The sequence below is a fragment of the Pseudomonas sp. genome (assembly GCF_030147005.1).
Classification (GTDB): Bacteria; Pseudomonadota; Gammaproteobacteria; order Pseudomonadales; family Pseudomonadaceae; genus Aquipseudomonas.
The window spans coordinates 1-21,417 of sequence record NZ_JASLAW010000030.1 but is presented as its reverse complement, the minus strand read 5'-3'; the positions used below and the strand labels follow the sequence as shown (position 1 = coordinate 21,417).

General features: G+C 58.3%; 24 protein-coding genes and 1 pseudogene. 17 read left to right on the top strand and 8 right to left on the bottom strand.

The features are described 5' to 3' along the window. Positions 1-900: alpha/beta hydrolase (locus Q1V60_RS02445; RefSeq protein WP_300627138.1), on the bottom strand; the 900-nt coding region annotated here is incomplete at its 3' end. 169 nt (positions 901-1,069) lie between these two features. Here Q1V60_RS02445 and Q1V60_RS02440 point away from each other — a divergent pair. After that, positions 1,070-1,960 (top strand): LysR family transcriptional regulator, encoded by an 891-nt coding sequence (locus Q1V60_RS02440; RefSeq protein ID WP_300627136.1) that lies wholly within the window; start codon positions 1,070-1,072, stop codon positions 1,958-1,960. A 190-nt stretch (positions 1,961-2,150) separates the two neighbouring features. On the opposite strand, the gene Q1V60_RS02435 is transcribed toward Q1V60_RS02440, so the two are convergent. After that, complete coding sequence (locus Q1V60_RS02435) at positions 2,151-2,564, bottom strand: helix-turn-helix domain-containing protein (protein WP_300627134.1); 414 nt, start codon at positions 2,562-2,564, stop codon at positions 2,151-2,153. 97 nt (positions 2,565-2,661) lie between these two features. Between Q1V60_RS02435 and Q1V60_RS02430 the strand changes: the two genes are divergently transcribed. The 8 genes from Q1V60_RS02430 (at position 2,662) to Q1V60_RS02395 (ending at position 7,983) form a co-directional block, all read left to right on the top strand. Then, positions 2,662-3,603 (top strand): aromatic alcohol reductase, encoded by a 942-nt coding sequence (locus Q1V60_RS02430; protein ID WP_300627132.1) that lies wholly within the window; start codon positions 2,662-2,664, stop codon positions 3,601-3,603. A gap of 133 nt (positions 3,604-3,736) precedes the next feature. Next, positions 3,737-4,072: a hypothetical protein gene (locus Q1V60_RS02425; RefSeq protein ID WP_300627131.1), complete on the top strand. Its 336-nt coding sequence runs from the start codon at positions 3,737-3,739 to the stop codon at positions 4,070-4,072. Between the two features lie 173 nt (positions 4,073-4,245). Next, on the top strand, positions 4,246-4,620 hold the full coding sequence (locus tag Q1V60_RS02420) for a cupin domain-containing protein (RefSeq protein WP_300627130.1): 375 nt from the start codon (positions 4,246-4,248) through the stop codon (positions 4,618-4,620). Between the two features lie 150 nt (positions 4,621-4,770). Beyond that, positions 4,771-5,933 (top strand): IS3 family transposase gene (locus Q1V60_RS02415; protein ID WP_300627129.1). Its coding sequence is split into 2 segments (ribosomal slippage): positions 4,771-5,026 and positions 5,026-5,933, totalling 1,164 coding nucleotides; the frame shifts between segments, so codons are not numbered across the junction. A 90-nt stretch (positions 5,934-6,023) separates the two neighbouring features. After that, positions 6,024-6,614: a hypothetical protein gene (locus Q1V60_RS02410; RefSeq protein ID WP_300627128.1), complete on the top strand. Its 591-nt coding sequence runs from the start codon at positions 6,024-6,026 to the stop codon at positions 6,612-6,614. 152 nt (positions 6,615-6,766) lie between these two features. Beyond that, positions 6,767-6,922: a hypothetical protein gene (locus Q1V60_RS02405; protein ID WP_300627126.1), complete on the top strand. Its 156-nt coding sequence runs from the start codon at positions 6,767-6,769 to the stop codon at positions 6,920-6,922. Between the two features lie 15 nt (positions 6,923-6,937). After that, a complete protein-coding gene (locus Q1V60_RS02400; RefSeq protein WP_300627124.1) occupies positions 6,938-7,507 on the top strand; it encodes a hypothetical protein in 570 nt (189 codons plus the stop codon). A 5-nt stretch (positions 7,508-7,512) separates the two neighbouring features. Next, on the top strand, positions 7,513-7,983 hold the full coding sequence (locus Q1V60_RS02395) for a hypothetical protein (RefSeq protein WP_300627122.1): 471 nt from the start codon (positions 7,513-7,515) through the stop codon (positions 7,981-7,983). A 2-nt stretch (positions 7,984-7,985) separates the two neighbouring features. Here Q1V60_RS02395 and Q1V60_RS02390 read toward each other — a convergent pair whose 3' ends face one another. Together Q1V60_RS02390 and Q1V60_RS02385 are read right to left on the bottom strand one after the other, a co-directional pair. Further along, entirely contained in the window at positions 7,986-8,270 is a 285-nt protein-coding gene (locus Q1V60_RS02390; protein WP_300627120.1) for a hypothetical protein, read from the bottom strand. 30 nt (positions 8,271-8,300) lie between these two features. Beyond that, the gene (locus tag Q1V60_RS02385; RefSeq protein WP_300627118.1) at positions 8,301-9,197 is read right to left on the bottom strand and encodes a hypothetical protein; all 897 of its coding nucleotides are present in this window, start codon (positions 9,195-9,197) and stop codon (positions 8,301-8,303) included. Positions 9,198-9,414: 217 nt separating this feature from the next. Here Q1V60_RS02385 and Q1V60_RS02380 point away from each other — a divergent pair, with 217 nt between their 5' ends. Further along, positions 9,415-9,744 (top strand): hypothetical protein, encoded by a 330-nt coding sequence (locus tag Q1V60_RS02380; RefSeq protein WP_300627116.1) that lies wholly within the window; start codon positions 9,415-9,417, stop codon positions 9,742-9,744. Positions 9,745-9,751: 7 nt separating this feature from the next. Here Q1V60_RS02380 and Q1V60_RS02375 read toward each other — a convergent pair whose 3' ends face one another. After that, positions 9,752-10,387, bottom strand: coding sequence for a LysE family translocator (locus Q1V60_RS02375; RefSeq protein ID WP_300627114.1), 636 nt, complete (start codon positions 10,385-10,387; stop codon positions 9,752-9,754). A gap of 299 nt (positions 10,388-10,686) precedes the next feature. On the opposite strand from Q1V60_RS02375, the pseudogene Q1V60_RS02370 reads away from it, so the two are divergent. Beyond that, positions 10,687-11,256: pseudogene (locus tag Q1V60_RS02370) on the top strand (detoxification); the annotation flags it as partial. Positions 11,257-11,767: 511 nt separating this feature from the next. Here the strand turns inward: Q1V60_RS02370 and Q1V60_RS02365 are convergent. Then, positions 11,768-12,142, bottom strand: coding sequence for a cytochrome c family protein (locus tag Q1V60_RS02365; RefSeq protein WP_300627112.1), 375 nt, complete (start codon positions 12,140-12,142; stop codon positions 11,768-11,770). Positions 12,143-12,365: 223 nt separating this feature from the next. Here Q1V60_RS02365 and Q1V60_RS02360 point away from each other — a divergent pair, with 223 nt between their 5' ends. The 3 genes from Q1V60_RS02360 (at position 12,366) to Q1V60_RS02350 (ending at position 15,798) form a co-directional block, all read left to right on the top strand. Then, complete coding sequence (locus tag Q1V60_RS02360; protein ID WP_300627110.1) at positions 12,366-12,746, top strand: response regulator; 381 nt, start codon at positions 12,366-12,368, stop codon at positions 12,744-12,746. 197 nt (positions 12,747-12,943) lie between these two features. Continuing rightward, a complete protein-coding gene (locus Q1V60_RS02355) occupies positions 12,944-13,558 on the top strand; it encodes a biliverdin-producing heme oxygenase (protein ID WP_300627108.1) in 615 nt (204 codons plus the stop codon). Continuing rightward, the gene (locus Q1V60_RS02350; protein ID WP_300627107.1) at positions 13,555-15,798 is read left to right on the top strand and encodes an ATP-binding protein; all 2,244 of its coding nucleotides are present in this window, start codon (positions 13,555-13,557) and stop codon (positions 15,796-15,798) included. Before Q1V60_RS02355 ends, Q1V60_RS02350 begins: the two co-directional genes overlap by 4 nt. A 35-nt stretch (positions 15,799-15,833) precedes the next feature. Here Q1V60_RS02350 and Q1V60_RS02345 read toward each other — a convergent pair whose 3' ends face one another. Together Q1V60_RS02345 and Q1V60_RS02340 are read right to left on the bottom strand one after the other, a co-directional pair. Further along, a complete protein-coding gene (locus Q1V60_RS02345; RefSeq protein ID WP_300627105.1) occupies positions 15,834-17,153 on the bottom strand; it encodes an ATP-binding protein in 1,320 nt (439 codons plus the stop codon). After that, entirely contained in the window at positions 17,150-17,860 is a 711-nt protein-coding gene (locus Q1V60_RS02340) for a response regulator (protein WP_300627104.1), read from the bottom strand. The genes Q1V60_RS02345 and Q1V60_RS02340 overlap by 4 nt, the downstream gene beginning before the upstream one ends. Positions 17,861-18,024: 164 nt before the next feature. Here Q1V60_RS02340 and Q1V60_RS02335 point away from each other — a divergent pair, with 164 nt between their 5' ends. The 3 genes from Q1V60_RS02335 to Q1V60_RS02325 all read left to right on the top strand — a co-directional run bounded on the left by Q1V60_RS02335 (position 18,025) and on the right by Q1V60_RS02325 (position 21,167). Then, a complete protein-coding gene (locus tag Q1V60_RS02335; RefSeq protein ID WP_300627103.1) occupies positions 18,025-18,813 on the top strand; it encodes a VacJ family lipoprotein in 789 nt (262 codons plus the stop codon). Between the two features lie 130 nt (positions 18,814-18,943). After that, on the top strand, positions 18,944-19,150 hold the full coding sequence (locus Q1V60_RS02330; protein ID WP_300627101.1) for a hypothetical protein: 207 nt from the start codon (positions 18,944-18,946) through the stop codon (positions 19,148-19,150). Between the two features lie 112 nt (positions 19,151-19,262). Then, positions 19,263-21,167, top strand: coding sequence for an alkaline phosphatase D family protein (locus Q1V60_RS02325; protein ID WP_300627099.1), 1,905 nt, complete (start codon positions 19,263-19,265; stop codon positions 21,165-21,167). The last annotated feature ends 250 nt before the right edge of the window (positions 21,168-21,417 follow it).

Genomic DNA, 21,417 nt, shown 5'->3' with positions numbered 1-21,417 from the left:
GTGTGTTTCCAGTGCGAAGTGCCCGGTGTCGTAGAGATGTACCTCCGCTTTGGGCATATCACGCTTGAACGCGTTCGCTCCTGCAGGGAGAAAAAAAGGATCGTTCTTTCCCCAGACGGCCAACATCGGCGGCTGATATTTGCGGAAATATGCCTGGAACTCGGGGTAGCGCTTCACGTTGGTGGCATAGTCTGCGAACAGGTCTAGCTGGATTTCATCGTTACCTGGTCGCGAAACGAACGCGTAATCTAAGGTGTAAGTTTCAGGTGCGATATTGTCAGGGTCCGCTACGCCATGAGTGTATTGCCACTTGATTGATTCTGGTTTGAGCAGCTCGCGCAATGCGTTGCGGTTCTCGGCGGTTGGAGCGTTCCAGTAACGTTGAATCGGGTTCCAGCCCTCGCTCAGACCTTCAACGTAAGCATTCCCGTTTTGGCTGATGATTGCGGTGATTCTATTGGGGTGTGCGACGGCCATCCGCCAGCCTACAGGCGCACCGTAGTCGAAAACTTGAAGAGCGTAGCGATTCAGCGCAAGCGCTTCAGTAAACCCGTCCATGGTTTTGGCGATGTTATCGAACGTGTATGAGTACTTCGCCCGATCAGGGCTGTCCGAGAATCCAAAACCTGGGAAGTCAGGGGCAATGACGTGGTAACGGTCCGCTAGCTTCGACATCAAGTCGCGATACATGAATGATGAAGTAGGGAATCCATGCAGCAACACGATGGTTGGTGCCGACGGGTCGCCCGCTTCCCGATAGAAGATGCGGACCCCTTTTACCTCTACAAAATGATGTTGGACGTCGCTTGCCCTTTGGTGGCTAATTTCGGCTGCTTCCACTCCTGCGCTGGCGAGCGTTGCACTGAGGGCAGTCGCGGCTAATAAAGTTTTAATGCTCATGCAAACTCCTTGGGCATTGAATGAAAAAGATAAGTGGTCTATCAGGCGGTGAGTTCATGGCTTGTCGAGCGTCAGGCACACCAACTTGATATGGCTATAATGCCTATTTCAATAAACCAACATAATCTGAGAATATTGGTAATCTACCTACCAAATATTGGAATACTCCATGGACAGATTTGAGGCAATGAAGCTGCTCGTGGCTGCGATTGATGCTGGCAGCCTGACGGCAGCCGGACGGCTGGCCGATATCCCTCTTCCCACCATCAGCAGGAAAATCTCTGACCTGGAGATGCTGATAGGTAGCCGTTTATTGATTCGAACCACGCGTAGGCTCTCGTTGACCGATGCTGGGGAGGCTTATGTGGCTGCTGCGCGCCGAATATTGGAGCAATTGGAGGTTGCCGAACGTGAAGCGGCCGGAGAATTCATTGTCCCCAAAGGCGAACTGGTCCTGACAGCGCCAATCATGTTCGGCCGGCTGCATGTGCTGCCGATCGTCAACGCGTTTTTAGGGGAGTTTTCCGAAATCAACATTCGGCTCTTACTTTCTGATCGCAACGCTCACCTCGTTGACGACCACGTGGATATGGCAGTGCGCATTGGAGCACTCGCTGATAGCGGCATGATCGCCACTCAGGTGGGGGCCATGAGAACTGTAATTTGCGCGAGTCCTAGGCTGCTGGAAGATTATGGAAGACCTGAAAGTCCCGCAGATCTGCAGAACTTGCCGAACGTGCGATTTGACGCACCTATGCCTTTTCAAAACTCAAAACATGGCGTGGCGGAATCAACGAGGCGGATTACCCCGCGCTTAACGGTGACGACCGCTGAAGCAGCAGCGCAGGCCGCCATTGATGGAGTCGGAGTCGTTCAGTTATTGCACTACCAAGTCGCGGAAGCGATCAGCGAGGGACTGCTGGAGATTGTGCTGGATAAATATGAGCCTTCGTCGGCGCCTATCAACCTGATCCACATGTCACCTGGGCATATGCCCCTGAAAATGAGGCGATTTCTGGATTTTGCTATTCCTCGGTTTCGTCAACGCCTGGATCAGTAAACTCATCGATGGAGTGCGTAATCATTCCGATGTCATAAGGCTCATAGCGGGTATTTTGGCGAGAGAAAAAGGGGACGGGTTTATTTCTAGGAACTGTCCCGTCCCCTTTCTGCCGCTTTTCGCTGTTCGTGACGGAAGGCAATCGACCCATAACTGCCGGTCGCGACAGGTAGAAATCAGCCAGAAGCGGTCACTTCGTATCACTCGAAAGATCAGAGTCGTAAAGAATACGAGCATCGCGAAAGCCTTCAGCATTCTCTGCCACCCACATCCACAATGGAATCATCCGCGCTAGCAAGCCCCGCCCCAGCTCGGATAATTCGTATTCGACACGTGGCGGCACCTCGCTGTAATCCTGGCGTGTTACCAAGCCGTCTCTTTCCAACTGGCGCAAGCTACGGGTCAACATCCGCTGCGTCACGCCCCTCATGCGCCTGGCTATCTCTGCATGCCGCAGCCGTCCCGCCACACCTAGTGTGTGGACGATTCCCAGCGACCAGCGATTACCCGCATGGGTGAGAACTTCGCGCTTCAGACCATCATCTTCTGCGCTGAGCGCTTCGCACGCAGCTTGCGACTGCCTAATGATTTCTTCGTTATTCATTCGCCCCCCAGGATCACTCGTGTGCCTACTTATGAACAGGCTCCAATGGTGACAGGATAACTCTCCCTCACCTTGATCAGCACATTGGAGAAAGTTTATGCAAACGCTAAAACCAGTGGAAACCGACAACATTCTGGTGCTGGGGGCCGGCGAACTCGGCATGTCCGTACTGCGCGAGCTGGCTAGGACTACGCCAAACAAGAAGGATGCAAACGTTCGTATTACGGTGCTTCTGCGTCCACCGGCGGCCGTGCCTCAAGACGCGTCTAAAACGCAGGCCATTGGAGAACTCCGTGGGCTAGGCATAGACATTTTGCAGGCTGACGTCGTTAACGATTCAGTTGAGGAACTTGCGGAGCATTTCTCCCGCTTCGACACGATCATCAGTTGCGTAGGTTTCGTAGCCGGTGCGGGCACCCAGCTGAAACTCACCCGTGCGGTGCTTCAGGGAGGCGTAAGACGCTACGTGCCGTGGCAATTTGGCGTGGACTACGACGTGATCGGCAAAGGCAGTGCGCAAGATTTATTTAACGAGCAACTTGAAGTCCGTGAGCTACTGCGTGCGCAGCGCGCTACCGAATGGATCATCATCTCCACCGGGATGTTTACTAGTTTCTTGTTCGAGCCAGCGTTTGGCGTGGTTGATCTGGCAAAAAATACCGTTCATGCGCTAGGCAGCTGGGATAATGAAGTCACCGTTACTACGCCAGAAGATATAGGGATGCTGACGGCGAAGATTGTGTTCGCCAAGCCACGCCTCGCCAATCAGGTGGTCTTCGTGGCCGGAGACACCCTGACCTACTCACAGTTGGCGGATGCGGTTGATGCAATACTCAACCGAACGGTATCTCGCATCGAATGGAGCATTCCCAAATTGAAGGACGATCTTAATGCGGCTCCGAATGACCAGCTAAGCAAGTACCGAGCCGTCTTCGCTGAAGGTAAAGGAGTCGCTTGGGATAAGAGCCAGACCTTCAACGCTGCAAACGGTATCGATCTGACGACGACGGCCGGTTGGATTGAACAGAACCTCAAGTGAATGGGGCGGCCTGCTCCGACGGCAGAAAAAGAGAAAAAGGGGACGGATTTATTTCCAGGAAAAATAAATCCGTCTCCTTTTCGGCTTTTCAATCGCCTTCAACGATCTTTCGACGAAGTGAAATAGGAAAATCATGACATTCACTGCTACCTGCGTTGCGTCCCTGTTCTTCTGGGCTGTCGTATCAGCAATCACCGGGGCTAAAGAGCCTTGGGACCTGGCTGGATATTGGACCATCATCTATCCCGCCGCGCTTGCGTTGTCAGTGGTGCTTGGCGCCGTGCTGAAAAGCGCCCAATGGTCCGCAGGCGCCGTCGTGATGTTTGCTCAGATCCCAGTGGTTTTGGTTATTTCGGGTGCTTCCCCGTTGCTGGGTGTCGGTATCCTGTATGCGGCTGTTCTCTCGATTCCGGCGATGGCGCTATCCTGGCTCGCCGGCAAAGTGCGGCAGGCTTACACCGCTTCATAAAGCCCCTTTCCTGAAAACTATAGCCCTGGGAATAGTCGCTTCGATAAGCTTCCACTTACGCGGTAGACGCTCAGTGAGCTCACTCGGCGTTGCGGGCCTATTTGCAGGATCATTCAAGCTCTACCCTCCCCCTCTCGCTAACCTGACGTTCCTCACCTACCCGAGTATCCGTCATGGCTCAGCCTCCCGCCCACCCCATAAACCTTAACCAAAAAGCCTCCCTGATCGACGAGCAATGGAGCCCGCGGGTCGTCGCCGAAATGAACGACTACCAATTCAAGGTAGTGCGCATCGAAGGCGAATTCATCTGGCACTCCCACCCCGAAACCGACGAAGCCTTCCTAGTGCTGGAAGGCACGCTGCGTATCGATCTTCCAGAGGGCCCGGTGTATGTAGCGCCAGGTGAACTCTATGTAGTTCCTCGCGGCATAGAGCACCGAACGGCCGCTGAAGGCGAAGCCAAGCTGATGATGATCGAGCCACGGGGCATCTTGAACACAGGCCATGAGGGCGGTGACCGTACCGCCGTGAATGACCAGTGGATCTAACGCCTGACACGGCCTCGGAAAGAAGCGTTTTCGAGCGCCTGTGGTCCTATGCGGCACCTCATGGACGAACGTGTCCGTGCACCAACTGTAGTGGTCTAATGAAACCGGACACCCATTTAGGCGAGAATGCTCGCCAGATCGAGGTGTCAGATGACCAAACAACGCCGCTCCTTCACTCCTGAATTCAAGCGCGAGGCTGCCGACCTCGTGCTCAAGCAAAACTACAGCTACATCGAAGCCAGCCGGTCACTCGGAATTGGTGAATCAGCATTGCGTCGCTGGGTTGACCAGAGTCAGAAAGAACATAAAGGCATCACCCCGCAGAGCAAGGCGCTGACGCCGGAACAGCAAAAAATTCAGGAGCTGGAAGCCCGAATTGCTCGGCTTGAGCGAGAGAAATCAATACTAAAAAAGGCTACCGCGCTCTTGATGTCGGAAGATCACGAGCGTTCGCGCTGATTGACCAGTTGAGCGCCCATGAGCCGGTTGATTGGCTGTGCAAGGTGTTTGACGTCACTCGCTCGTGTTACTACGCCCAGCGCCTGCGTCGCCGCACGCCCGATGTTGAACGGCTTCGATTGCGTAGTCGCGTCAGTGAACTGTTCTCGCAAAGTCGCAGCTCTGCGGGCAGTCGCAGCATTCTGTCGCTGATGCGTGAAGACGGTGAGCAACTCGGTCGATTCAAAGTTCGTAGCTTGATGCGCGAGCTTGATTTAGTCAGCAAACAACCCGGCTCCCATGCCTACAAACGAGCAACAGTAGAAAGACTGGATATCCCGAACACATTGAACCGCGAGTTCGACGTGCCGGCGCGCAATCAAGTCTGGTGCGGCGATATCACCTACATTTGGGCTCAAGGAAAGTGGCATTACCTGGCCGTCGTCCTGGATCTTTGTACGCGTCGGATCGTGGGCTGGGCGCTGTCGGAAAAGCCAGACGCTGAACTGGTGATCAAAGCGCTGGATATGGCTTACGAGCAGCGTGGCAGGCCTTCAGATCTGCTATTCCACTCGGACCAGGGATCGCAATATGCAAGCCGACTCTTTCGCCAGCGGTTGTGGCGATACCGCATGCGCCAGAGTATGAATCGACGAGGAAATTGCTGGGACAACGCGCCAATGGAGCGCGTGTTCCGCAGCTTGAAAACGGAATGGATACCGACTACGGGCTACAGAACGGCTCAAGAAGCCCAGCGCGATATCAGCCACTTCTTGATGCATCGGTACAACTGGGTAAGACCCCATCAATTCAACGGTGGGCTGGCGCCAGCTCGGGCCGAAGAAAAACTTAACGTCGTGTCCGGGATTAGTTGACCACTACAAACCCACTCCATCTTGAATACAATGCCCCACGATTGAGGGTTGGCAAACTCAGTTCTTTGGATCAAATAAGGATATTTATCGATGACGACTCCTGATGAAACACCGCAAGCATTTGCGCGGTTCGTCTCGCTATTCAACTCGTGGCCGGACTCCCTCGGCCAGCTGCATCTGCGCGAGCATCCAGCAGACCTGACGGCCATCGCCGAAGCGCCCGCAGCAGGGCCCATGCGCAGCTATTTTCAGTGGGTAGACTTCCCTGATCGCCCCATGATCGGTGGGGATTTCATGCTTGCACTCTATGGTCCTGACGACTTGCCCAAAGCGCAGCTGGGGTGGCATGCAACGGGGGATGACGATCCTTCATGGGGCTGGAAAGACAGTTTTATTGTGTTCGCTGATCGCAATGGCGATGTGCTGGTTTATGATCGCCTTGATGAACATTCCGCCATCTTTGGCTCGATTCAAAAGCGCTCATTCAAGGTGGCGGCGAATATTTTTGCGCTGATAGGGTCGCTGGAGGCAGGCATCGCGGTGCAATTAAACGAGTTTGATGATGCCACTCACGACGATGACGACGACTATGCGCCCGCCTTTCTCTCCAGGGTCAGGGAAGTGCTCGGCGATGTTGAGGGCGCGGATGTGGACGGTTTCATGAAGTTCTTTTTCGAATAGCGACTCGGGCCAGGTCAACGGAAACTGGGTTAGAGCCGGTCGAGCAATTAAAGGCCTGTATTTAACAAGGATGCGTTCATGACACTGGCACACTTTATTTACCACGCCGATCCCGCCGGCAGCGGTTCGGTGCATCCAAGGAAGCCACGCTCATGAGCGACGATCACACCCCTGATTTCACCCAAGTCCCCGACGGGATGAAGCCGTTCCCGCCCGTTGAAGAGGTGTTCGTCGCCGATCAACGGGCGCTGGCCGAGCACTTGCACCCCCTGTTCAGCCTGGACATCAGCAGCGTAAACCCAGCGTGATCGGGCACGCTGCATATGCTCAGCCCGCTGGAGCCCTATGAGAGCCTGGTCGGAGAAATGACTGAGTGGGACGGTTACCACGGCGACTTGCTGAAAACCAACTGGATCGGCTTCAAGGTCGAGCACGGGCTTTATCGCTTGTGCGGCGACCCGCGCTACTTTTTTCTACATGAAGGCAACGCCCAGTTGGCTGACCCTCATCCGGATGCGCGGGCAGACCTGCAGCGGCACTACGCCGAACAGCACGCCGCGTTTGCCGCTACCGCTGAGCGATTCAAAGCCAGCGGCCTGCTCACCCGCGAAGAGGGAGACCCGCTTTACCCAGTGGAGTTTGTGTCGCAGTTGGGCGGCGAAGTCGATGGCGGTGCAAATTGGGTGGAAACAGTCGAATTCCCCATGCAGATCGTTGAGCTCGATCCTGACCGCGGCGATTCGAACGTGTACCCGCTGAGCCCTGCGGGTAACCGATTTTTCCATGTCGCGAGCGTGCCGGGCTGGCACTACCGAACAGCGGGGGCAGACCTGATCGTGATGTTCTACGAGCCGATCGAAAGTTTGGTTCTATTTACCTTTGATTACAGCTGAATCCGATGAATAAAACCGAATGGCCAGCCCTTAAGCTCAAGCTTAAAAAGTACTTCGCAATTATTTCCATGCTCTGCTTAGTGGGACTGCTTATCTATGGCTACGTGCATAAACCGGAGCTTGGTCCGCAAATAGTCCTGAAGCAAAACTTCATACCGGGGGAATGGCTTTATATCGTCGAAGAAGCCAGGGACCGTTCGGAGCCCAAGACGCTGAAGTTCTATATGGATTATCGTGAATCGACTGACGCCACCATGAAGGTGTACCTGGGCAAGACGCCGCCCTTTCTGGTCACGGACACTGACTTGAAAGACGTGATCATCCAGCGCGTCCCCAACGGTCTGCACATCAAACTCAAGGGCGCGGTCAGCCGCTATCACAGCGACCTTTATCTGCGGGATGGCGACACTTACACCACGTATCGCATGAGCCTCGAACAAGTTGAAACCCGACCGCCCTTGCCGAGCGGTCGGTAAGCTTATTTCAACAGGGCGATCACTGCGCAAACCAGCATGATCGCCAGCGCCGGCCATTGCATGGGCATGAAAAAAAAGTGGTGGCGCACGCCATCGGGGTGAACCTCGCGATTCAGCACGAAGCCCAGCACAACGTTAATGGCTGATCCAATCCCGAACCCAATCAACAGCTGCATGAGTGACGTATCACCGGGCTTGACGCTCGGATCGGGCCACAGCCACATCACCAATAGCAGCATGGCGATAGGTGTAAACAGGGTGAACCAGCCTGCACCGCGATAAATCATCGTTTATTCCTCATCATTGATGCGGCCGGCTTATGCCGGCTCGCGGGTTTGTTCTTCGGCCGCAAATACGGCATCAAGGGTATTGAGGAACAGGTCGTGGCTCAGAATGCCGGTGGCAATGGTGGACAATACGGCTTTGCCGCTCTCGTCCTTGATCACCACGTTTTCGGTCCAGGCATTGAGATCGACGCTGCGCAGCGACGACATCGGCACTTTACGGCCCTGGTAGTCCAGGAACGTGCGGCTGACCACAATCGGCGAGGTGGTGATTTTCAGGAAGTTGCCGCTCATACGCTTGCCCCAGACCTGCCCCGAGCCGATGCAGTTGAACGTCACCGCCCCGCCCATCTCCAGCGTCGCGATCACTGCGGGCATGCGCGCGCGTACGTGCAGCTCGCGCACCAGTTGCTGGAATTCGTAAAAGCCCTTGAGGCTTTCAATCACTCGGTGAAATGGCTCTGAAGCGTTACGACGATAGGCCAGGTTGGTGATCATGCCGGTCATCACGGTTTGCCCGGAGCCGAACAGGTACAGGTCTTCGATGTCGGCGAAGGCCGTGTAATCGCGCTGGTCGTTGATGAAGCGCTCGATGCCGTGCTCATAAACGTTGTAACGTGGCGCGCGCAGTTTTTTGTGCCACACATAGCCGGCAAACGCACCCAACGCGAGAACGGTGAGCAAGGCGCTGGTGGCATAGATCAACATCTGCGGGCTGCTGAAACTGAATGACATGCCACGCGAAGTCTGGCCGACGACGGGGCCGCCACTGCCCGCCGGCAGTATGGTGCCCAGGTACAGCACAAACGCCGCGAGCCCTAGCAAAGCGACGCCAAATATCAAACTGAAGATCAGGAAACCCTTGCCGTGGCGAAAACTGGCAATCAGTTCGCCGGTGGCGGTTGGCGCTTGGGTGGGGGATGGTTGCATGAGGGCTAGCGTCCTTGTATTGGGGTTAAGTCTTGCACCCTGTCCTTATGGTGGTTGGGTGCACTGGCACGGCGATTTGGAGCATGGCCAATTAATATCGTTCCTTATGCGGACGACTTTAACGTGCGCATGCCAAACGGTTCGCGGCGTGGGGTCTTTTTTTTCACGCGCAGAACAGTGATCATCGCCCACCCCTAAAGTCCCAGGAACAGAAACCATGGAATTGACGCTGGAAGCGGTTGCGCTCTTTGCACTGAAGCTGGTGCACGAGACGGACGGCGGCAGCCCGGTTTTGCGGGATGATCTGGTGATGGATGGGTATGAGCGAGAGGTGTTTGGGTTGTTGGTGCGCCAGGGGGATCTGGCTGGGATTCAGTTGAAACTGGATGAATGCCTGGCGTCAGCGCTCGAATCATTGGGCGGCGCAGCGACCGTGATGGGGCGCGAGCTGCAACGGCTTGCGTTGCAAGTGCGCCAAGCCCCGACACTGGAAGCCCTCGATGCCCCGCTCAACGCACTCAAGGATTACCTGAAAGCCATTCTGTAACCTGCGACTAGCGCCGCCCTTGCACCGCCATTCGCACCGCCAACCCCATCAACACCGAGCCCATCAGCCAGCGCTGCACCACCTGCCATCCCGGCCGCGTAACGAAAAACACCGCAATGGATCCCGCCAGGGTGGCAATCACCGCGTTCACGCTCACGCTGATAAGAATCTGCGTGAAGCCCAGCACCAGGGATTGCATAAGCACACTGCCATGGCCGTTCGTGTCGATGAACTGGGGCAGCAGCGACAAATACATCACCGCCACCTTGGGGTTCAGCAGGTTGGTCACCAGGCCCATGGTGAACAGTTTGCGCGGGCTGTCCTGGGGCAGGCTCTGCACCTGGAATGGCGAGCGGCCGCCCGGTTTAACGGCCTGCCACGCCAGATAGGCCAGGTACAGCGCCCCGCCAAACCGCAGCGCGTCGTAGGCAAAAGGCACCGCCATCACCAACGCGGTAATCCCCAAGGCCGCGCACAGCATATAAACCAGAAAACCCAACGCCACCCCGCCCAGGGAAATAAACCCGGCCGTACGCCCCTGGCAGATCGACCGCGAAATGAGGTAAATCATGTTCGGGCCGGGCGTCAGCACCATGCCGAGGGAGATCAGCGCATAAGCAAGCCAGCTGGACAGTTCAGGCATGGTTGGGCTTCTTGGAAAGTTGTTTTGGAGGCCATGGTAGGGCGTTCACACCGCGCGCGTCAGATACAGATCCATGATCAAAACGTCATACACCGACCGCACCATTCAATTTGCCACGGCAGAGCGTGCTGCCATCTCACCTCCTTTTAGGCTTGCTGTGGAAAATCAACGTCGTGGTGGCCTTCGCCCATCGTCAACCATCGTCTACTTTTCCCACACCCACCGTAGAACAATGCCAATTCCAGCGCCCTGATCGTCCCTCGTAGGCCCACTCCCTCGCACAAGGAAGTGAGCCGGTCATGTCAGAACGTTCTTATCCACCTACTGAAGAAGCGCTACGCAAACAGCGAATCCTGACCCGGCAACCGGCGCGGGAGCCCTATTCGCCGGCGATTGATCCAGTCGAGCCACCTCCCGGCCCAGCCCCCACGCCAGCCAAACCTCCCGGCTGCGTCTTCATCAAGCCCTGCCAACTGCCTGACGGCTTCACCCGCTACGCTGACCCCACCGGTTATGTCCCGCTGGAGCTGATCAAGGAGTACGCCCACTTAAGCCTGTTAGGCGGTCGCGAGGTGGACGGACGAGGCGCGGCGGCCTTGCGCACGATCGGCGGCAGCGCGTTGCCGGTTGGCTTGGGGCAATTGGCGTTGCGTTCGGCGATGTGGGAGTCGGCGGCGACTGCCGTCGGGTCCGTCGCCGGTGGCCTGTTGACCGGCTTGGTGGCGCTGGCCTGGCCCTCTGAGCTGAGTGACAGCGCGCTGTACAGCGAGAAGCAGCTACGCGCGATGGAGCGGGCGCGGTCGCAGATGCGTTTGCATATCGAGCAACGCGAGGACGGTACGCTCAAGGGGTATGGGTTTTACACCGGCAGGCGCACAGAGCGAGCGAAAGATAGAGCAGAGTAATGCGCTTCGCGCAGATGTCCTTATCGAAGCATAGGGTTCCACGCAACTCTAAGGGCAAGGCTGAACCTGTGGCGACGGAGCTTGCTCCCGTGGCGGCCGGGCAGCCTGTAGCTATCTGACGGATGCCCCGCGTACCAAATGTGGGAGCAACTGTCTTGCCTGCGATAGCATCACCTCGGTGTAACGAACACACCGAGGCGGGTGCATCGAGTGGTCGCTAGCTGAACAACGGAAATGTATTCGGACCAGCCCAGCTTCTGGTCGGCTGTCTGGCCGCCTTCGCAGGCAAGCCACACATCTGGATCGCGGGGCACACGTTAGCTAGACGCCGACTGCCCGGACGTCACTGGAGCAAGCTCCCTCACCACAGGTTCAGCTTCGCCCCTAGAGTTTTGTATAGATGCCTATGCTTACGAAGGAAAGGCAGTGAGACCTGGACTGGCGCTCAACTGAAATATTCCCAGGCCCTGAACGGCTACTTCGGCTGGAACGTCTCAAGATACGCCAATATATTTTCAATCTTCTCCTGATCACTGATGCCCCAGAAAATCATCCGCGTGCCGCTCACCACTGATTTCGGATCTTCAATGTAGGCCGCAAGTTTGTCCCGAGTCCAAACCACGCCTGAGTTTTTCATCGCATCCGAATACTGATAGTCCGTGGTTATGCCGGCAGGCCGGCCGATGATGCCGTTGAGCTGCGGCCCGAAACCACCGCGAGCGTCTTCGCCGACACTGTGGCAGCCGCCGCAGGTCTTGGTGAAGAGCTTGCCACCCGCTTGCGCGTCGCCAGCCGCGAAGGTTGGGGCGGTGGTCAGCATCAGGGCGAGGGTCAACAAGGCGTACTTCATCAGAGGGCTCCGCATCGAGTGTTGCTCACGATTATGCCTGTTTAAACGTCCGCTCCCCAACTGTGCCACTGGACGTAGGCTCACGCTACGGATTTTCACGCCCTTCGTGTCTCCCCGCCTGCACCCCCACAAACGACCACCCATCGTTTAAAAAACATCCAATCGAACCTATGTGCCCGGCGCCCACTCCACCTTACTGACCCCTGATGGTGGAGTAAGGATCATGGCTCAGCCATCGATTTTAGTGCTGGAAGACGACGAGATCATTCGGGCGTTAATGGTGGATGTGTTGGAGGACTTCGGCGCGTCGGTGACGTCGTTCCCTTCGGCGGATGAAGGAATGATTTATCTGGAACGGGGCGATGACCCGGTGGACCTGATTGTCAGCGATATTCAAATGCCGGGGCTGCTCAATGGTTACGACTTGAGCAAGGTCGTGGCGCATCGCTGGCCAACGGTGCCGGTGCTGTTAACGTCCGGCAATACCCACCTGGCGGCGCAATTGGGCGGCTCGGTACGGTTCCTGCCCAAGCCGTGGAGCACTCAGCATTTGATTGACTGTGTGCAGACCGCGCTGGATCAACAGGGCTTGTCCATGCACTGATAGCGTCGCGATATCAGCTTTAGCGAACTTACCGGTAAGCCCGTTGGTCGACTGATGATGCAAGGAGCGACATTTCCGATCCGCTGGTCAGCCTTTTCGCCTTGCGCGTATTAGTTACCGACTACGAGTTGTGTAGAATTGTCGCTCATTTTCGCGCGTCATTCATGGCCGAGAGGCCCACAGTTCGAGCTTACTGAATGCATTCTCAGGCCCATGACGTCGATGCGCCCTCACTGCTGGAAGCGTTGCGCGCAGGCACGGCGCTGCTGCATGCCGCGCTGGAAAAGCGCCTGCCGTTTTTCTCCGAACGCCTTGATGCCCAGTGGTATCGGCGCCTGCTCCAGGCGTACGTCGGTTTTTATCAGCCTATGGAAGCGGCGCTGTACGGCAGTGGCTTGATTCCCGAAGGGTTTGATACGGCAATGCGTGTGAAAACACCGACGCTGGTCAATGACCTCTACGCGTTGGGCCTGGACGATCACGCCATCGACAGCCTGCCCCGTTGCCTGGAACTTCCTACGCTCGACACCCCCGCTGCCTGCCTCGGTGCCCTGTATGTACTTGAGGGCGCGACGCTGGGTGGCCAGGTGCTTCGCCGTGAAATGGCTCAGCGCCTGGACGTGAATGCCGATAACGGTGGCGCTTTTCTCGATATCTATGGCGTAGAGACCGGGCGGCGCTGGAAAGATTTTCTCGATTATCTGGGCAACCAATCACTGGACGCGCCCGCAAGACAACGCGCCGTAGACGCCGCCCACTCGACATTCAGCTGCTTTGAGCAATGGCTCGACAGCCAGGAGGTACTGCTATGAAACCCGACGACTTTGAAGAGCTGCTTGCCAACTGTGCCGACGAGCCCATCCGCTTTCCAGGGGCGATCCAGCCTCACGGCGTGCTGCTGACCCTGTCGGAACCCGGCATGGACATCATCCAGGTCAGCGCCAACGTCGGCACCTTGTTCGGCCATGCGCCGGAAACGCTGCTGGGCCAGCCGCTCCACAGCCTGATCGGCGCCGAACACGCCCAGGCCGTGCAAGTCATGGCCGAAACCAACACATTCTTCGACATGCCACCGCTGCACGTAACCCTCAACGGCGCGGACTTCGAAGGCCTGCTGCACCGCCATCAGAACGTGCTGGTGCTGGAGTTCGAGCCACGCCTCAAGGATTTTCGTCCACGGGCAGTGAACGGTCGCACCAGTAACCTGGGCAAGATGCTGCAACGTTTGCAAGCGGCCAAAACCCTGCAAGCGTTGTACGAAATCAGCGTGAATGAAATCCAGGCCATGACCGGCTACGACCGCGTGCTGATCTATCGCTTCGAAGAAGAAGGCCATGGCCAGGTGATCGCCGAAGCGTCGGCGCCGTCCATGGAGCTTTTCAACGGGCTGTTCTTCCCCGCGTCCGACATTCCGGAGCAGGCTCGCGAGCTGTATCGCACCAACTGGCTGCGCATCATCCCGAACGCAGCCTACGAGCCCGTGCCGCTGCTGCCCAAGCTGCGCCCCGACACCGGCCAGCCCCTGGACCTGAGTTTCGCCACCCTGCGCAGTGTCTCGCCGATTCACTGTCAGTACATGCAGAACATGGGCGTGCTGTCGTCCATGAGCATCTCGCTGATGAACGGCGACAAACTCTGGGGCCTGATCAGCTGTGGCAACCGTGAGCCCCTGCTGGTACCCAATGACCTGCGCATTGCCTGCCAGACCATCGGCCAGGTGTTGTCGTTGCAGATCAGCGCCATGGAAGCGTTGGACCTGAGCCGCCAACGTGATGAGAAACTCGAAGCCCTTGCGCGCCTGGATCAAGCCATGAAGGCGTCGGCAGTCGACGTGTTCGATGGCCTGGCCCAACAGCCGCAATTGCTGATGGACCTGACCCTGTCCGGCGGCGTGGCGATCATCGAAGACAAACAGTTGCACCGCTACGGCAATTGCCCGGAGCCGGCGCAGATTCGTGCGTTGCACAAGTGGCTGCAGCAGAGCGGCGAGCCGGTGTTTTCCAGCCATAACCTGGTGTCGGTTTACCCGCCGGCCGCCGCGTTCCAACAGGTGGCCAGCGGCGTGCTGGCCATGAGTTTGCCGAAGCCGGTGGACAACGGCGTGTTGTGGTTTCGCCCGGAAGTCAAAGAGAACATCCAGTGGAGCGGTGATCCGAAAAAGCCGCTGGACCTGGAAAACTCCGACGCCGGCATGCGCCTTCGCCCACGCACGTCGTTTGAAATCTGGAAGGTCGAAATGGCCGGCATCTCCACCAAGTGGAACCATGGCGACCTGTTCGCCGCCAATGACTTGCGCCGCTCGGCCCTGGAAAACGACCTGGCCCGCCAGGTGCTGCGCGAACAACAAGCCGTACGCGCCCGTGAAGACCTGGTGGCGGTGGTGTCCCATGACCTGCGCAACCCGATGACCGTGATCTCCATGCTGTGCGGCATGCTGCAAAAGGCCTTCAGCTCCGACGGCCCGCATACGTCGCGGCGAATCTCTTCGGCCATCGATACCATGCAACAGGCGGCAGGGCGCATGAACGTGCTGCTGGAAGACTTGCTCGACACGTCGAAAATCGATGCCGGGCGTTATGTGGTCAAGCCGGTGGCGCTGGATGTCAGCCAGATGTTCGAAGAGGCCTATTCCTTGCTCGCGCCACTGGCGTCGGAGAAAGGCATTGACCTGTCGTTCAACGCCGAGCCGGGCCTGCAGATCAACGGCGACCCGGAGCGCCTGTTTCAAGTGCTGTCGAACCTGATCGGCAATGCCATCAAGTTCACCCCACGCCAGGGCAATATCGGCATCAGCGCCATGAGCAATGGCGGGGAAATCGTGTTCTCGGTGCGTGACTCCGGCGAAGGCATTGCGCCGGAACAACTGCCCCACGTGTTCGATCGTTACTGGACCCAGACCGAAAACAACCCCACGGGTAACGGTCTGGGGCTGTACATCACTCAAGGCATCATCCAGGCCCATGGCGGCACGATCATTGCCGAAAGTGAGGTAGGCCGGGGCAGTGAGTTCCGGTTTACGGTGCCGAAGGTGATTGAAACCGCGCATACCTGATGCGGTAACCCCTGTGGGAGCGGGCCTGAAAAGTCCTACACCGGCAATATCACCACCGCTTCCAACCCACCACCCTGGCGCTCGGCCAGGGTCAGGGTGCCGCCGTGTTCCAGCACGATCGCCCGTGCGGTAGACAGTCCAAGCCCGACGCCGCCAGTGCTTTTGTTGCGTGAACCCTCCAGGCGATAGAACGGCAGAAATACATCCTCACGCTGCTCAGCGGGTATGCCCGGGCCACGGTCGAGCACACGAATCACCACCTCCCCCTGCTTGTGCTGCAATTCGATCTGCGGCGCCGTGCCGTAGTGGATGGCGTTGTCCATCAGGTTGGTCATCACCCGCTTGAGGCCCAGGGGCCGGCCGAAGTACACCAGACGCGGCGGGCCGTTAAAGGTGAGGTTGATGGACTGGTCGCGATAATCGTCGATCAGGGTCTGCAGCAATTCCGCCAGGTCCAGTTGGGTGGCTTGTTCCAGGCGCGCGTCGTCGCGGAAAAATTCCAGGGCGGTGTTGATCATGGCCTGCATTTCATCGACGTCTCGAAACAGCCGCTGCTGCTGGTCGGCGTCTTCAATAAACTCACCGCGCAGGCGCAGGCGGGTCAGCGGCGCGCGCAGGTCGTGGGAGATGGCGGCGAGCATTTGGGTGCGGTCCTGGATGAAGTGCCGCAACTGCGCCTGCATGCTGTTGAAGGCAAGAATCGCCTGGCGGATTTCATGAGGCCCCACCGGGTTGATCGGCGGCGCACGGAAGTCACTGCCAAAGCGTCGCACACCTTGGGCGAAGTGTTGCAGCGGGCGGGCCAGGCGGCGGGTCGCGACCAGGGTGACCAAGGCGGTGGAGATCAGCACCAGCAGCGCCACGATCAGGCTGCGCGGCCCTTCGTCCAGCCCCCAACTGCGAGCGCCGGTGCTGAACATCAGCCAGGATTGATCGGCCAGTTGAATCAACAGCACATATTGACCGTTGCCGTTCGGCCAGTCGGCAGGTTCATAGACCTCCATGGGACGCGTCGGGCCTTCAAGCAGGTGCTTGAATACCTGCTCGCCAGTGTTGAAATCCGGGTCAGCGAGTGCCGGCAGATCAAACGCCGCTCGCTGCGCCGCCCAAGTCACCCGGAAAGACGCATCCCCCATCACGTTGGCAAGGTGCGATCGCTGGGCCGGTTCGGACGCTTCCACCACGCGCACCACCACAGCGACTTTTTCCAGCAGGCCGGTTTCGATCAGCGGTGGCCTGGCCCACACACCGGCCAATTGCACGAACAGCGCGTTGAATGCCAGCGCGGTGATCATCGCAATCAGCACGGTCAGCGCGATCCAGCGCGCCACTGTGTCGTGCGCACGCCGGCTCATGAGCGGGTCACGCTGGCGGTGAATTGATAACCGCCGTTGCGCACGGTGCGAATCATCGCCGGACGCTTGGTATCGAATTCCAGCTTGCGTCGCAGGCGGCTCACTTGCACGTCGATGCTGCGGTCGAAGGCATCATGGCGATGGCCGCGCGCCAGGTTCAGCAACTGCTCACGGGTGAGCACCCGTTGCGGGTGTTCGACGAACACCAGCAGCAGGTCGAACTCGCCGGACGACAGCGGAATCATCACCTGGTCGGGCGAGCGCAACTCGCGGCGGGTGAGGTCCAGTTGCCAGCCGGCAAAACGGATCAGCGGGCGCTGGGCCTCCCCCAACGGCGGTCGGCTTTCACCCGCCCGGCGCAATACCGCGCGCACCCTGGCGAGGAGTTCGCGGGCATCGAAGGGTTTGCTCAAGTAATCGTCAGCGCCCATTTCCAGGCCTACCACGCGGTCGCTGAGTTCGCCCATGGCGGTGAGCATGATCACTGGCGTAGCGTATTGCTGGCGCAGGCGCTGGCACAGCAGCAGGCCGTTGTCGCCGGGGAGCATCAGGTCGAGGATGATCAGGTCGGCGGGCTGGCGCTCCATGGCCACCCACAGCTGAGCGCCACTGGCGACGGTCTCCACCGAATAGCCGTGTTGCAGGAAAAATTTCTTCAGCAGGGCGAGGACTTCAAGGTCATCGTCGACGATTAACAGGTTGCTCACCGGCAGGCTTCACTGGGCTGGGTCAAGGCGCCATCTAAAACTATTCGACGCGGCCCGTCATATATTTCAACCGTGCAATAAAGCGTCAACCACGCAATAAACCGGACATCTTTGCGCAAGGCGGCAATGCCAGCATCGGCCTCCCTTTTGCGGAGACTGTGCCCATGCGCTCGTTGACCTACCCCCGGCACCTGGCCCGCCAGGCCGTGCTGTTGCTGACTGTGTCTTACCTGACCGGCTGCGCCAGCCCGCCGCCGGTAACCTCCACCACCCGTTGCGCGCAGGTTAATGACTCGGTGTATGACCCGGCCGAACCGGTTAACCGTGGCGTGTTTGCGTTCAACCGTGCGGTGGATAACTACGCCCTGGCACCTGTGGCGCGTGGTTACCGCTACCTGCCGGATTTTTTCCAGCAGGGTGTGCATAACTTCGCGAGTAACTTCAGTGAGCCCGAGGTGTTTATCAACGACCTGTTGCAAGGTAACCCGCGGCGGTCGGTCAACACCCTGGGGCGTTTCGCGGTGAACACCACAGTGGGCGTGGTGGGGCTGTTCGATGTGTCGGATCGCCTGGGTATCCCGCGCCATCACGCCGACTTCGGCCAGACATTCGGCGTATGGGGCGTGGGCAACGGCCCCATTGTCGAACTGCCCCTGCTGGGCACCGGTAACAGCCGGGACGCGGCGGGCAAGATCTTGAGCTTCCTGGTTTCGCCACTGGGGGACAGCGATACGGTGCAGACCCTGGGCACCATCAGCCTGGTCGGCGGTACGGTCGATACCCGCGCGTCACTGTTGCCACTCACCGACAGCCTGCAAAAACTGCCGGATTACTACAGCGCATTACGTAATGTGGTGGTGGAAAACCGAGCGTCCTTTGTGCGTGAGGGCAAGGAAGGCGCGACCTCCCCGGGAACGGACAGCTGCGCGAACCACCCTGCGGATGATTTCTGAAGGCGCCTTTTCAGCCGTAGTCATATCTTGCAGCAGCCTGTTTATAGCCGCCCCGCTTGGCCCGCTATTAAGGTTTGCCTGACTTCGCTCCGACAGCGAAGTCATCCTATCCTCATAAAAGGAAACATCCATGGTCAGCGGAATTAACCATTCACTGGGCAGCTTTCAATACCAATCTCTGCAGCAGGATGATGCAGGGCCTCAGCGCAGCAAGCGCAGCGTCGACAGCGCAGGCACGCAACGCAGTGCCGCCGAGCCTGAAGGCATGGCAGCCAATGACCGACGCAAAAACAGAGGCGGCGGGCTGGACGGCCTAGGTCAAGGCAACCTGCTTTAAACGACTGCGTACGAGGGGCAGTGCACGGCCCTTCGTACATCCCCCTTAACAAAACCATGACATTCGCTCGCTTAAACTCACCGGTTCAATTCAGCCTGGGGCCACTGCCTGCATGCCGCACTCCGACACACTGCCCGCCGTACTGGCCGGCCCGCTGCTGCGACGCCTCGAAGCTCGACGCCTGGTGCTGTGGCTGGTAGGAAGCCGAGCACTGGAGTTGACGCTGAAGCTGCATCTACCCGCACACACACTGGACGTCGCCCTGGACCACTGCCAGGTCGTACCCGTGGGGCGCCATGCGTTTATTCATTTGATCGATGTGTCGCTGGAGGAAGCGCTGCCCTTGGACGTGGCGATCAGCTACGACCTGATATTTGATAACACCGGCATCGCTGACTGGGCACCACACCTGCTGTACCCCGATGCTCAATACCCCAATTTCGTGTTGCATAGCCGTATCCATCAGTTGGTGCACGGCTCGTGCCGCAAACCCCATCACAGTGCCGACGACGGATTACTGTGCGTCGACCGTCTGCTGGCCGAGGCCCAAACCCCGGCCGAACGTCCGGCCTTGCTGATGATGAGCGGCGACCAGGTCTACGCCGACGATGTCGCCGGGCCGATGTTGCGTGCGGTTCATGGCTTGATCACACGCCTGGGCCTGTTCGACGAATACCTTGAAGGCGCCGTGGTCGATGACAGCGCAAGCCTTTACGGGCATCCCGCCAGTTATTATCACCGTGCCGATTTGCTGCCGGCACTGGACAGCAACGAGACCTTGCGCGAACGCTTCTTTGGGGGCGTGAAAAAGCCGATTTTCACCAGCAGCACTGCCGATAATCACCTGGTGACCTTTGCCGAAGTCATCGCGATGTACCTGCTGGTATGGTCGCCCACGCCCTGGGCGCTGATCACGCTTGAGAGCCCGCCACTGAGCAAGGAGCGACAGCAGCGTTACGCCCGTGAAGAGGTGCGGATCAAGGGTTTCCGCGACGGCCTGCCGGGGGTGGCGCGGGTATTCGCCCACCTGTCGACCTTGATGATTTTTGACGACCATGACATCACGGACGACTGGAACCTCAGCGCCCAGTGGGAAGAAACCGCCTACGGCCATCCCTTCTCCAAGCGCATCATCGGCAACGCCCTGCTGGCCTACCTGTTATGCCAGGGTTGGGGCAACCAGCCGGATGCGTTTGTCGAACTGCTGAGCAAAACCCAGGCGCTGACCACCCAGGTCCAGGCCAACCACCTGGACGCAGCCGCGCAGGACGAATTACTCCAAGCGCTGCGCCAATTCCAACACTGGCACTATGTACTGCCGACCAACCCCGCGCTGGTGGTGCTCGACACCCGCACTCGACGCTGGCGCAGCGAGTTCACCCTCAAGCAGCCCTCCGGCCTGCTGGATTGGGAAGCCTTGAGCGAACTGCAGCAGGAACTGCTCGACCATCCTTCGGCGATCATCGTCTCGCCCGCACCGATCTTCGGCGTCAAGCTGATCGAGACCGTGCAGAAAATCTTCAGTTGGTGCGGCCATCCGTTATTGGTGGATGCCGAAAACTGGATGGCCCATCGTGGCGGCGCCCAGGTGATTCTCAACATCTTCCGCCACTCGCGCACACCGGGTAACTACGTGGTTCTGTCGGGCGACGTGCATTACTCGTTCGTCTATGAAGTGCTGATCCGCCACCGCAACGGTGGCCCCAGGATCTGGCAAATCACCAGCAGCGGCATCAAGAACGAATTCCCGCCACGCCTGCTGGAATGGTTCGACCGTCTCAACCGCTGGCTCTACTCTCCGCGCTCACCGCTCAACTGGTTTACCCGGCGCCGTACCATGCAGGTGGTACCGCACATTCCGGAACATGCCGAGGCCGGCGAGCGGTTATGGAATTCAGCAGGGATCGGCCAGGTATTTTTTAACGAACAGGGCCAACCTGAGGCGATCTATCAGCACAACGCGAATGGGAAGCCTCGAACGAAAATGATGGCGCCACGCCAAATGCCGACCCGTTAAGGGAACGCAATATTCAAGGCGACGACGATCAAATGTGTGGGAGGGCTTGCTCGCGAAGACGTCGGCCCAGCAAACGTTGATGTTGACTGACCCACCGCTTGCGCGAGCTAGCCCCAATGCCAGTCAGTTAAGCGCTAGAGCAGGCAACCGTCGGCCTGTGGCGAGGGAGCTTGCTCCCGCTGGGCCGCGAAGCGACCCCAGAAAATGGGACTGCTGCGCAGTCCAGCGGGAGCAAGCTCCCTCGCCACGG